General features: G+C 38.1%; 8 protein-coding genes. 4 read left to right on the top strand and 4 right to left on the bottom strand.

From position 1 onward, the window contains the following. Positions 1 to 69: 69 nt before the first annotated feature. Positions 70 to 1,668: a response regulator gene (locus tag J2Z32_RS15265; RefSeq protein WP_210090050.1), complete on the bottom strand. Its 1,599-nt coding sequence runs from the start codon at positions 1,666 to 1,668 to the stop codon at positions 70 to 72. A gap of 13 nt (positions 1,669 to 1,681) precedes the next feature. After that, positions 1,682 to 3,460 carry a sensor histidine kinase gene (locus tag J2Z32_RS15260; RefSeq protein WP_210090049.1) on the bottom strand — a complete coding sequence of 593 codons (1,779 nt, stop codon included), beginning with the start codon at positions 3,458 to 3,460 and terminating at the stop codon, positions 1,682 to 1,684. Positions 3,461 to 3,694: 234 nt separating this feature from the next. Between J2Z32_RS15260 and J2Z32_RS15255 the strand changes: the two genes are divergently transcribed. The 4 genes from J2Z32_RS15255 to J2Z32_RS15240 all read left to right on the top strand — a co-directional run bounded on the left by J2Z32_RS15255 (position 3,695) and on the right by J2Z32_RS15240 (position 8,513). Next, the gene (locus tag J2Z32_RS15255; RefSeq protein ID WP_210090048.1) at positions 3,695 to 5,032 is read left to right on the top strand and encodes an ABC transporter substrate-binding protein; all 1,338 of its coding nucleotides are present in this window, start codon (positions 3,695 to 3,697) and stop codon (positions 5,030 to 5,032) included. A 70-nt stretch (positions 5,033 to 5,102) separates the two neighbouring features. Further along, positions 5,103 to 5,993, top strand: coding sequence for a carbohydrate ABC transporter permease (locus J2Z32_RS15250; RefSeq protein WP_210090047.1), 891 nt, complete (start codon positions 5,103 to 5,105; stop codon positions 5,991 to 5,993). 15 nt (positions 5,994 to 6,008) lie between these two features. Continuing rightward, entirely contained in the window at positions 6,009 to 6,833 is an 825-nt protein-coding gene (locus J2Z32_RS15245) for a carbohydrate ABC transporter permease (RefSeq protein WP_210090046.1), read from the top strand. 21 nt (positions 6,834 to 6,854) lie between these two features. Next, on the top strand, positions 6,855 to 8,513 hold the full coding sequence (locus J2Z32_RS15240) for a glycoside hydrolase family 43 protein (protein ID WP_210090045.1): 1,659 nt from the start codon (positions 6,855 to 6,857) through the stop codon (positions 8,511 to 8,513). A 107-nt stretch (positions 8,514 to 8,620) separates the two neighbouring features. Here J2Z32_RS15240 and J2Z32_RS15235 read toward each other — a convergent pair whose 3' ends face one another. Further along, entirely contained in the window at positions 8,621 to 10,621 is a 2,001-nt protein-coding gene (locus J2Z32_RS15235; RefSeq protein WP_210090044.1) for a beta-galactosidase, read from the bottom strand. A gap of 149 nt (positions 10,622 to 10,770) precedes the next feature. Next, complete coding sequence (locus J2Z32_RS15230; protein WP_210090043.1) at positions 10,771 to 13,104, bottom strand: ABC transporter permease; 2,334 nt, start codon at positions 13,102 to 13,104, stop codon at positions 10,771 to 10,773.

Here is a 13,104-nt window from a genome sequence, read left to right as displayed (position 1 = left end):
GGCGACATCGTAAATTTCCAGGTGGAAATTTGCAATACTGCCCTTCTTTATATAGTTAACGAGAGTAACTTAATTCAAATTGTTCCGATATTGATTGGGCGTCATACCCATATACTTTTTAAACACTTGATAAAAATACTTTTCATCCCCATAACCTACGTCATGGGCAACATCTCCGATTCGTAGACTTTGATCTCCAAGCTTTTCGCAAGCGGAATTAATCCGGATTTTGTGTAAATAGTCTAGAAAGCTTGTTTTCATTTCCTGTTTAAATAAAAGGCTGACATAACCCGGTGTAATATACACCTCTCTGGCTACATCTTCACGGCTAATGTTTTTAGTGTAATTTTGTTTTATATAGTTAAGTACATTTTCAAATAGTTTATTGCTATTTTTTTTTGTCGTTAATTGCTTACTCACCTTTAAGGCGGTATCGGATAAAGCTCGTATTAATTCCTCTTGGCTGGACCGGGCAAGGATCGAGGTTAGCTCGGTTAAATCCTGTCCAAAAACCTGACTGACATCCACGTTATTTTCAATACATAAATGATACAGTGAAAAAAATAATGCAAAGCTAGATTTTAGCACCTGATCCTTAGACGCAATTTCCGGATTTAATGCTTGATTAAAATCGTGTAACGTTGCATTAATACTATCAAACTCACCGTGTCGTACCGCTTTTAGCACGGCCTTTTCCTCAGCAAGGGGGTAGGAGCTCATCGACGATTCTTCCTCTACCGCATCCATATAATCCACAACCTTGGCAGTACCCGCATAATACCCAATATCCAGTGCTTTTGAGGCTTCGAGAAAGGAGAGCCTTACATGCTCAATCTGATTATTGAAGCTACCGATACCGATAGAAACGGTAAATTTGAGATATCTTTCGGTATTTCGCTGAATCGTCTCAATATAGCCTGCTAGCTGCTCGCGATCTAGCCATTTCTCAGTGTTGAGAATAACCACGATATCATCTTGGTATTCAAATACTGCACATGGACATAGTGATGTTGTCATTTCGGCAATCATATTTTTTATGGCAAATTTAAATAATTCGATGTCCTCAGTGCCATATTTCTGTTGTAAGGCAAGAAAATGATCTATTTTGACGATCATCACGCCATACATAACATGGGGAAAAGTAATTCCGTTCATATTAAGTGTCTCAAGTAAACGCTGATAAGGAGGAGCCTCTGTCGTAACAAGTCTACTTAAAGTCTGCTCCTTCAGTAGTGGCAACGTTTCACGAAAACTTTTCTTTAAATTTTCTAGAGCTTGATTTTGAACCTGCTCTTCATTAATTTGCGAGGTGAGATGAACGATCGTTTCCAAAATTTCCTGCCGACGACTTGGCTTTAATAAATAATCACTTGCCCCAAGGCTCAAAGCCTTTTGTGCATACGTAAATTCCCCATATCCACTCATAATGACCGTTTTAATCGATGGGTATTTCTGAGCAACAATCTCGATAAGCCTAAGACCATCTAATTCTGGCATTCTAATATCCGTCAAAATAATATCTACATGTAACTTCTCTAGTAACTCTAAAGCTTCAAGCCCATCTCTGGCTTCGGCAACAATTTCAATATTATGCTCTTTCCAATCAATTAAATCTCGTATTCCCGTTCTTGCACGTTCTTCATCATCAACAAGCATTAAGTTAATCATGAAAGTGTCCCTCCTAAATGTCCCTAGTTATAGGAATCTTGATGATTACTTTTGTTCCCTTACCGATTTCACTGTCATATTGCAATTGGTATTGATCCTTGTAGTAATGACGTAATCTTGCATGTACATTATGAACTGCATAACCGCCAACATCTTGCCCTGTATGCACATCATCTTCCTCGGGAAGGGTTGTAATTTGTTTAATCGTATGCTCACTCATGCCACCACCATTATCCATGATACAAAAAATCAGGTTATCATCTTCAAGTTGTCCTGATATCGAAATAAAGCCACCTTCGCGTTTCTGCTCAATGCCATGAATAATTGCGTTTTCGATAAAGGGCTGTAAGCATAGCTTTAGGATCACAAAATGATCTAATTCATCCGGAATGTTAATTTCATATCTTAACTTTTCTTTAAATCGCATTTGCTGTAAGGATAAATATAAGGCAATAAACTCTTTTTCCTTCCCAACACTTGTAAAGCTTTTTCCTTGATTTAAGCTAAGACGAAATAAGCGGGATAAGTTAATAATCATTTCACTGATTCGTTCCTGTCCTGCCGCCTCTGCTTCCCAGAAAATTGTATCTAACATATTGTACAAAAAATGTGGGTTAATTTGCGATTGAAGTGCTTTTAGCTCAGCTTCTTGTTCCTTTAGCCGAAGCACATACACATCGTTTACTAACGTTTTCATGTTGGAAACCATGTTATTGTAACCCTTGCTTAAATGGCCGATTTCGTCCCAATATTTAATTTCAACACTTTCATCAAACTGTCCATTTTGAAATTTTCGCATTGAAAGCAATAAATTTTTCAGTGGAGCGGTTAAAAAGCTTGTTAATATCATTAACAAAGGAACACACAACACTAAGCAAATGCCTACAAGTAAAATGACAAATGATTTAATCGAATTTAACTCATTTGTTAATAAGCTCATTGGAATACTGTATAAAGTCCGCAATCCATTATCGTTCACGCTATAGGAGATTAACACATCTTCTTTGTTGGACTTAATAATTGTTGAGCCTGAACTCCCTGGATTTAATGGGAGTAAGAAATGAAAGGCATCATTACTTTGATCGTAAAACGATTTTCCAGCCGTAAGTAATGGGGTACCGTCCTGATCTAAAATTGCGATTCCATGATTGTCATCATATAAGTTTTTTAAATATCTATTACGTATTGTATCGACGTTAACACCTACAAAAATAAATCCTATTTTATGTCCGTTGTTAATATCACGAATGATTCGTGTCATTCCGATCTTGCTATTGCGATTATATTGTATAAAAAGGTTGTTGTTATTAGTTAATGCGAACCAATAGGAGGCACCGTTGAGGTCTAGAGATTTATTGTAAATGTCACTGGCGCTAAAGTCGCTTAAATTGGAAGCCCCGTTGCTACCATCCGTAGATACTTCATATAATGCACTATTTTTCTCACCATAAATGGATAGATAATCGAAGCTTCCTGTCACTAGCATCTGATTCATAATTGAAGCAGTAGGGCCATTATATAGCATCGATTCGACCTGATTGCTGCCAATCGAGCCACTTCGCAAAATGTCCTGTACTACATTCGTTAGTGTAAACACAGTGACCCAATCTGAGATAGTTTGCTGAAGCGTATTCATATTGTTGTTAATTTCTTTGACCACACCAAGGTTGGTGCTACTCACTTTGTTAACGATTTGTTTTTTTGAAGTTTGAAAGGAATAATAACCAAGTATCAGTGAGACGATAGTAAGGAGCGTGAAAAATAAAGTAATAATTTTAAATTTCAGGCTCATATTTAAACTTTGCTTAAATAGCTTTGAAAGCACATCATCACAACCTTTTTTTAAAGATGAAGTTGTTAGTATTCTAGCCTGTCTAATGTATTTATACAATGTGAATCTTTAGCCATTCGACATATTTCAAGTTTGTCCGATGTTTCTCTACTGACGGCTAATTTACACATTTGTTATGATGTGTTCAAGTCAAACTTATTAAGATCAAGCGCGATTAAACAAGGGGGATTTTAAGTGGAAAAAAGTAAAAAGAGAGTAAGAATTTCGTTGCTTGCGTTAGTCATGGCTGTCGTTATGATGCTTACTGCTTGTGGTGGTAACACTAAAAATGAAAGCGGTAACGCAGGGAGTAAAGATGGAGATAAGCAAATTACGTTGCGCTTTTTCTCTAACTTACCAGATCGTAAATCAGGACAAGGTTTAGCTGAGCAAAAAATGTTAGACAACTATGTTGCAGCAAATCCAAACGTCAAAATTGATCTTGAAACATTAGCAGAAGAACCATTCAAAAATAAACTTAAAGCATATATGGCTTCCAGTGAACCTTTAGACGTGTCCATGGTACATGGTGGCGCAGAGCTAAACACATTAGTTCAAGCAGGATATGTCAAAGAAATTGATCTAAAACAATATGAAGGTGAAAAATACAATTTCCTTCCAGGCGTATTCACATCTTTTACATTCGACGGTAAAGTATACGGCTTGCCACGTAACAGTGACTATGAAGTCATCTACTATAACAAAAAGATGTTTGAAGACAATGGCGTAAAAGTTCCAACAACATTCCAAGAGTTACTTGATGCAGGTAAAGCATTCCGCGAAAAAGGAATTTCTCCAATGTCCATTAATGGTAAAGACCTATGGAGCTATCCTGCAATGTTCCAAAACATCTACATTCGTTTGACAGGCAACTCTGATGTATTGCTTGGTGCTGTACAAAACAAAAACAAGCTTACAGACAATGCTGATGTATTAAAAACAGCTCAATTGTTGCAACAGGTTAGAGATGAGAAGCTGTTCCAAGATTCATTTATGACTGCGGATTATGGTGCATCTCAAAACTTATTTACACAAGGTAAAGCTGCAATGTGGTACATGGGTTCTTGGGAAGCAGGTATGGCATCCAATGAGGCATTACCTGAATCGTTCCGTAACAATATCGGCGTGTTGAAGTTCCCAACGGTTGAAGGCGGAAAAGGGAAAGATACTGACTTACTTGGATGGAATGGTGGCGGCTATGTGCTTATCAGTAAATCCAAACATCCAGAAGAAGCTAAAAAATTGTTTGATTACATGATGGCTGCAGATCAATGGGCAAAAATTGCTTGGGATACAGGCGCAGCAGTACCAGCTCAAAAGTATGAGTTAACAGGTAAAGAAACAGAGCTTCAAAAGAGCTTAACAGACATCTTAGTTGGTGCAACCTCTAGCTCTGGTGCATTGATGTTAGACTCTGGAACACCTAAATTTAAAGATGATGTGCAAAACATCTTTGGTAAATTTTTCGCAGGTGGGATTGATGCAGAAGGTTTAGTGAAAGAGCTTCAAAACGCAGCAGATACACAAAAATAATTCGTTTGAGGACAGGCCAGCATTCGTCTGCCTGTCCTCTTACATTTTTTGAAGGAATGGGGAGAATATTATGCATAAGGTGCTTAGCAATAAAACCGCTATATTTCTTTTTGTAGCTCCAGGCGTAATTTTATTTATTCTTACGTTTTTGGCACCTATAATTTTGAGTGGTTACTACTCCTTTACAGATACATTGGGACCAGGTACAAACGTTAAAATGGTTGGCTTTGAAAATTATCAAAATTTACTTTTTCATGATGAGCGCTTTTGGATTTCTTTACGTAATGCAATATTACTTGGTTTAGGGTTTATTGTGATACAGCATCCAATTTGTATTTTATTTGCGATATGGCTCGATCGAATTGGTGGAAAAGCAGAAAAAATATTCCGTACCATTTTCTTTATTCCATGTGTTATTTCCGTTGTAGTAATTTCTAAAATGTGGTTATCTGTGCTTGATCCTACCTTTGGCATTCTCAATAAAATATTAGATATGGTTGGTTTAAGCTCTTGGCAACACGTATGGTTAGGTGAATCAAGTACAGCGCTTGGCTCTATGCTTTTCATCTTGATCTGGGCAGGTTTTGGTTGGGGCTTATTGTTTTACTATGCAGGTATTAAAGGGATTCCTGAAGATCTATACGAAGCAGCGAAGCTTGATGGTGCATCTGGATTAAAATTACACCTACGTATTACCGTTCCGTTGTTGTCTCCAGTTATTGCGGTGCAAGTGACACTAGCGATGATTACCGCCTTAAAGCAGATGGAAATGGTGTTCTTAACTACAAATGGCGGTCCTGGTGACTCCACGCAATTCCTTGCCGTTTATTTGTACAATAAAGCATTTTCAGCAAGTCAATATGGTTATGCAAATGCAATTTCTATCTTGTTTGTAGTTGTATGTCTATTATTCACTTATTTAAGCAATAAGCTCATTCGCAGTGATGCGACAGAATATTAAGGGGGAAGAAAAGTTATGCAAAAAAAGACAAAAATTGCACTGTGGCTCTTTTTCCTAGTTGTCGCAGCACTACAGTTATTTCCGCTCATTTGGATGATTGATTTCTCATTTGCCAGCAGTACAGAATTTTATTCCTCGAATATTCTAACTTGGCCAGAAACGTTCCAATGGCAAAACTATGTAAATGCCTGGGTAGACGGCAAGTTTCTTAGATACTTTTTTAACAGTGCTTTAGTGACAAGTACCACGATTGTACTTACGATCTTATTATCTTTAACATTAGCTTATGCATTCACAAGAATGACTTGGAAGCTTCGTTCCTTTTTCTTTGCGATTATTTTGTTAGGAATTATGATTCCTATTCATGCGACATTACTTCCTAACTTTGCAATTTTCAAAGAAATTGGGTTAACGGATTCGTATTTAGGGCTCATTTTACCGTATACTGCGGTTTCTGTACCGTTAGCAACCTTTATTTTAACTGGATTCATGCGTAGTATTCCGAGAGCGATGGAGGAATCCGCGGTCATGGATGGATGCAGTATTTATCGGACTGTATTTCAAATTATTGCTCCACTTACGAAACCAGCCTTGGTGACCGTAATTGTAATGACCTTCCTAAATTGCTGGAATGAATTTATTATGGCTTCGACCTTTTTAAGTAAAGATGCGCTTAAAACATTACCGTTTTCCGTCATGAACTTTGCGGGCCAATATTCCTCTGATTATGGTTCACAGTTTGCGGTGATGGTGCTTACCTCGATTCCTGCAATTATTATTTACGCCATCTTTAATGAACAAATTACTAAAGGTGTAACAGCAGGCGCGGTAAAAGGTTAATACAAAAGGAGCTGATTACATTTGAGTAAGCAGATTCAAAACCCGATTTTAAGGGGGTTCCATCCCGATCCTTCCATATTGCGGGTAGGTGAAGATTATTATATTGCGACATCCACCTTTGAATGGGTTCCGGGTGTACGTATTCATCATTCTAAAGATTTGGTGCATTGGCAACCGATTGGATATGCACTTACCAACAAGGAGCAGCTTGATTTAACAGGCGTTATGGCTTCTGGTGGCGTGTGGGCGCCTTGCTTAACCTATAATGAACAGCAACAACTATTTTATCTCGTCTATACTATTGTGCGTAATCGGGCGGGGAATGTATTTCATGCTGATAACTATGTCGTTACAGCGAAGGAGGTTACAGGGCCTTATAGCAAGCCAGTGTATTTAAACTCCAGTGGCTTTGACCCTTCGTTTTTCCATGATGACGATGGACGTATATGGTTAACTCAGCTAGAGTGGGACTTTAGGCAAGACTATCCTTCTCCTGGTGTGATTTTTTTACAGGAGTATAGTGCTGAACTTCAAGATGTAGTTGGAGACCCTATCCGAATTTACGATGGCGGTACAGATATGGGCTGTCTTGAAGCCTCACATATTTATAAGCGAAATGGCTATTATTATTTGATGGCAGCAGAAGGGGGCACTGGGTACGGTCATGGGGTAACGATGGCGAGAGCGAAGCAAATTACTGGACCTTATGAGCCTGATCCATGCAACCCGATTATTACGTCTGCGGTTACTATCTTTAATGAACGGGGCGTTGGCGCCTTTCTTAAACCGCAATATTACAATCCAGATGCACCACTGCAAAAGTCGGGACATGCAAGTCTTGTAGAAACAACGGATGGTAATTGGTATGCAGCTCACCTATGTGCCCGTCCATTAATGCCACAAATGCGCTCAACATTAGGGCGTGAAACAGCGCTCCAGAAGGTGTACTGGAACGAGGAAGGGTGGCTTCGTCTAGAGGGGGGCGGTAACCAAGCGAAGCTAGTTGTGCCTGCACCTGATCTTCCTTCAAGTCCTGTACCTACATTGCCTGAAAAGGATCATTTTGATGAGCCTGTGTTGAGTACAGAATGGAACACACTTCGAGTACATGTCGGCGAGGCAGGAATTGACTTAACCTCCAGACCAGGATATTTACGACTACGTGGGCAAGATTCTTTATTTTCTGTGCATACGCAAAGCTTAGTGGCTCGAAGAGTTCAAGCCTTTGATGTCATGGCAGAAACCGTCGTTGAATTTGATCCTAAATATTTTCAAGCGATGGCAGGGTTAACCTTTTTCTATGATCATTTGACGCATTACTTTTTACGTGTATACTATAGTGAATCTTTGGGTGGAAAAGCCTTAGGGCTAATTTCTTCCGATCATGGGCAAAAGCAAGAATGGACCGCGTTCCGTGTAGCATTACCTGAAGGAAAACCCGTTTATTTGCGTGGAGAAGTTTACAGGGAAAAACTACAGTTTTTCTGGTCCTTAGATGGTGAGCAATGGAATAAAATTGGACCTGTGCTAGATGCAAGTAAAATGTCTGACGAATATCCTGAAAGCTTTGAGCATTTTACAGGGACATTTGTAGGTGTAACTTGTATTGATACGTACAGACATCAAGCCACTGCCGATTTTGATTATTTTGTGTATCGGGAGCTTGGTGAAGAAGAGTAACAACGAAAAGAGAAGTAAAAAGAGACTGTCCTTATTTAGCTTGTTGGCTAAGGGACAGTCTCTTTACTTTTGTAACCGTTTATAGAATTTGATATTTTATTTTGAAACTATTGCTCAATTATTACAAATCCCCAAGGTGATAATGTGATCTGCTGACCCTCAGATACAGACTGATCCGTCAATAATTGTGTGCCAGCTTTGTGAGGGTAAACAAAAGCCTGCTCCTCGCCAGAATAGTTGAAGTAGTATCGAATTAGCTTACCTTCGTCATTAAAACCTTTTTTAGTAATGATTGGGAAGGTTAGCTTTTGCTCCTCTTGCCAAAGACCAATATGTTGTAACGTATCTGCTAAAATGCTACGTAATGCCGCTGGACTTGACATACAACCGATATAGGTCGCAGTCCCAGCGCCATATTGATTACGCGTAACTGCGGCATAATTATTCCATTCAGGATGATCATAGCTTGCTAGCACCTTGGCTGTCGTAGGTGTTATTAACTCCATCCAACTCGTGATAGCTGCGTCTTCACTTGACCATAACAAAACATCACTTTGTATTTTTGCCACTTCATCAGGTGCGATAAACATGTTGTAGCTGATACCACATGCTTTGCTAATAATCCCTGGTTGTACTACTGTACGTACCTGAACATCCTCGTTAGTAAAGCCACTTTTAAATGTATAAACGACATGTCCACCGTGCTCCGTAAATTCATTAAGCCGCTCTAGTGCTTCATCTTCTACCGAATATAAGGCAGGCACTATGACAAGCTCATAATGACTTAGCTGTTCAAAGTCAGGCGTAATAAAATCAACCTCAACATTAAGCTTGTACAACTCATCATAAATCCAACGGAAAACATCATTATATAATTTACCGTCAGGCAGCTTAAACCATTCGATGGCAGATAAGGCTGTATTGCTGACTAGGATCGCTACTTTATTTTGCTTACGAAGGTTAACTAACTTGTGGCTTAGTTTAGTAAAATCAGCGCCTACTGTTTTAGCTTCATTGTATACAGGGTTTGGCTGAAAATCGTGACTGAGCAAGCCCTTCCAATACGTTTCAAATGAATTATGGATGGAATGCCAATGCCAATAAGCAACCATATTTGCGCCTGAAGCGACATGACTAAATGCTAATAGTCTTAGCTGACCTGGGTAGGGTGTCCAATCTGGAAAAGCTTGCGCTTGCGTTTCTAGCACCAAATAATTGCTTTGCTTTAATGATCTGGATATATCTCCACCAAAGGAAATTTCAATTCCTGTCAGCTTGCTTTGGGATGGATGATAAATATCTACGCCAGCAATGTCAAAGGGCTTCGCAGCCTCAAAATGATCGACAGAAGTCTGAACCCCAAAGGAATGTCCACGCCAGTCATAGTCAAAATTTTGAGTTACGAATTGACCAGGCAGTTTATATTCATTCACAATCTGTACCTGCCATGCTAAAAACTCATTTACTAATGTGCGTTGAAATTTAGCAAATTCCGCACCTAAGCTCCCATTAATTGTCCCTACAACAGAAGGGAACTCCTCCCAGCTATTGATACGATTACTCCAATAAGTAAGACCAAATTTCTGATTAATGACTTCTAATGAACCAAACTTATTTCGCATATATTTTACGAATTGAAGCTGAACATTGTCGCCTGCGGTATCGTAATGCTTCGTTTCGTTGTCCGTTTGATAGCCAATAACCGCAGGGTGCTTATGCACTCGCTCCATTAATTTGCGAATCATCCGTTCTGCGTAAAATAAATAAGCAGGGTGTGTTATATCCATGATTTGACGTGCACCATAACGTCCGGCACCTCTTGAGGTCGTCGCAAGAATGTCAGGATGTTGTTTAATCATCCAAGCAGGTACAGCATAAGTGGGTGTTCCTACAATGACATCGATGCCGGCTTCATGCATTGCATCCAGCACGCGATCTACAGATGTGAAATCAAATACTCCATTTTGAGGCTCATGTGTGCTCCATGTAGATTCCGCGATGCGTACTGTATTAATGCCTGCGGCTAACATCATCTTAATATCCTCTTGAAGTCGGTCATACGGCATATATTCATCATAATACGCAACACCATAACGTAGCTTGTTCATCCTAACACTCCTTTTTCATACGATCGTAGTTATAAATTCCTCTAATATAAGCCCATTATAAAAAGTAAAAGCACTAACGTATATGGTCATAACATCGTGGAATTTACCCAAATCCAAGGTGTAATAAGGAATATAGATAAACCGATCATTTATTCAGTAAGTAGGTTGTAGGTTGAAATGGATTTGATCTTTCGTGTAATGATCATGGCAACAGTATAAGCTAAACACGTAATTGAAATACATAACAAAATAATGTTCGAAGGATGAATAACAAAATGTACATTTGACATTCCCGCATTTGAAAATAATAGCCCAAGTAAAGGATTAATATACAAATAACCTAATATCCCACCTAGTATAGTACCTACAAATATAACTGGAGTAAAACTAAGAGTAACTTGTGTCATTAATTGCATGGTAGTAAAACCAAGTGCTTTAAGTAGTCCAAATTGATGTTTTTGTTTAACAATTGTCATTTTAATTAGAATGTATAAAATCAACATGATTACAAGTAAAGTAGCTATCAAAATAACAACCATTACTGAAAACATCATAGAAGTATAGGATTGGAATGCTTTATCTAATGCTTGATCGACATCACTTATCATTACAATCTTATTTGAATGTAACTGCTTAAATTGATCAATAAATTGTGATTTATGTTCCTTTTGCAAATAAACATTAATGACAGAACTCCTATAGTTAGGGATAAGATAACGAATCGATTGTGTAGTCATGGCTGCGCTACCGTATCCTCCATCGTTAATTTGATTTAAACCTGAGATCAGAAAAGTATAGGTTGACGCACCCATGGTAAGTTTAACTTGATCACCAATATCTTTTCCAAGGCGCTGAGCAAGTCCTTTACTTAGAACAATTTCATTATCATATTTTGGTTGTTTTCCTTTAATTACTGTATTGATTTCTAACTTTTCAAAGTCATCTGTAATGCTTAACGTAATAAGCATCCCATTAATGACCGCTTGCCGTTGATCCTGAATATTTGCTTTAATTACCCCGTTCATACCATTGATAACTGTAATTAACTGCTCCGCATCTTGCTCTTGAGCTGCAATAATACCGATATTTGGAGTTTCAGTACCTAACATTTGGAGTAAAGCAGTTTTATCATTAGCAATATTATCGTACATCACAAAGCTAAAAATAGAAGCAAAGGTAACTGCAGTTGTAATAATGACGACCATTATAATTTGCCGAATATTTGTCATTATATTTTTACAGGACATGACAAATGAAATCCCACCTCTAGCCTGTTCTAGAGCAAAAAAGTTCCGTTTAAAGTTGTGTGAATTTATACCACTACGTAAACCTTCTACAGGTTTTAGCTTACGAATACGTATTGAGGAGATGACTACAACCAAAAATACAAGAATCAAAATAGTTAATAGACTAAACAAAGCGGCTGACATGGGGGTGTTTCCCTGCCAGAGCAAACCGGATAAGGAAGTAATTAATGAGTTTACAAATGGGAAAATTGCATAACACAAACTAACACCAATGCATCCTCCAACTAGAGCAATCATTACAAACTGCAAAATAATAGGAAATATGATTTGTTTGCTTGTATAACCTATCGCCTTTAAAACTGCAATATTTTTAAGGCTTTCATGAATACTATTTTTAATTCGAAATTGTATGATAATAAGTGAAATGAGGACAACAATCGCAGAAAAGGCTATTAGAATGATGGATATTGCATTAATGGTCATTGAATTTTCATTTTGGGCCATTTGAATATCGATGGCTGCGAAAGAAGGGGTAACTGCTTCACTAGACTCAGGGAAGGTTTGAATATAAGCTGTTAACAGTGAGCTAGCTTGCTGACTATCTTGAAGAATTGATGATAATAATACACCATTCAATTCGTCACCTACTTGATTTTGGAGCTCTCCGTAACCCGAATGGGGGAGATAAAATTTAAATATTCCAGAGCCCATTAAAGCAGTATCAAAAAAACCAGCGATGTGATAGCGATAACTGGTGTTGTGGTAGTTAATCTCAAAAATTTGGTCTAACTCGTAGTTATACTTTAGCTTAAACATGTAGGGTAAATATATGACATCGTTGTTTCGAGAAATTGTTCCTTCTATTAAACGTAAAGGGGCAATTTGCCGTTGATGATCTAGGTCAAGAATCGCTGCCTTGATGCTGAGCCTTTCATCATTTAGTTTTATAGTTGATCTAGTTAATAGCAGTACATTTTCCTTTTCCGCTTGGTCTACACCTGGATAAGAAGATATAAATTTATGATAGTCCTCCTTATATTGCTTACGATCCATAAGGATATTAACATGAGCGTCATGTAAGGAGGTTGCCTTGTCTGGAAAAAAGTTATTCATTGTTAGTAGGACACCCGCACCAATCGTTAACAATAATGAAGCTAAAATGATCAAAATAAATAAAGAGAGTTCAGCACTTTTGCTTTTTTTAATGTTGGCGATGGCAAATTTGAAGCTACCCAT

Source organism: Paenibacillus turicensis (assembly GCF_017873435.1).
Classification (GTDB): Bacteria; Bacillota; Bacilli; order Paenibacillales; family Paenibacillaceae; genus Fontibacillus; species Fontibacillus turicensis.
This window is presented reverse-complemented; position numbering and strand designations above follow the sequence as displayed.

Bases quoted from the DNA above. Each gene is read 5' to 3' on its own strand.
- J2Z32_RS15265 (WP_210090050.1), bottom strand. From the start codon at position 1,668: ATGATTAACTTAATGCTTGTTGATGATGAAGAACGTGCAAGAACGGGA.
- J2Z32_RS15260 (WP_210090049.1), bottom strand. From the start codon at position 3,460: ATGAGCCTGAAATTTAAAATTATTACTTTATTTTTCACGCTCCTTACT.
- J2Z32_RS15250 (WP_210090047.1), top strand. From the start codon at position 5,103: ATGCATAAGGTGCTTAGCAATAAAACCGCTATATTTCTTTTTGTAGCT.
- J2Z32_RS15245 (WP_210090046.1), top strand. From the start codon at position 6,009: ATGCAAAAAAAGACAAAAATTGCACTGTGGCTCTTTTTCCTAGTTGTC.
- J2Z32_RS15235 (WP_210090044.1), bottom strand. From the start codon at position 10,621: ATGAACAAGCTACGTTATGGTGTTGCGTATTATGATGAATATATGCCG.
- J2Z32_RS15230 (WP_210090043.1), bottom strand. From the start codon at position 13,104: ATGGGTAGCTTCAAATTTGCCATCGCCAACATTAAAAAAAGCAAAAGT.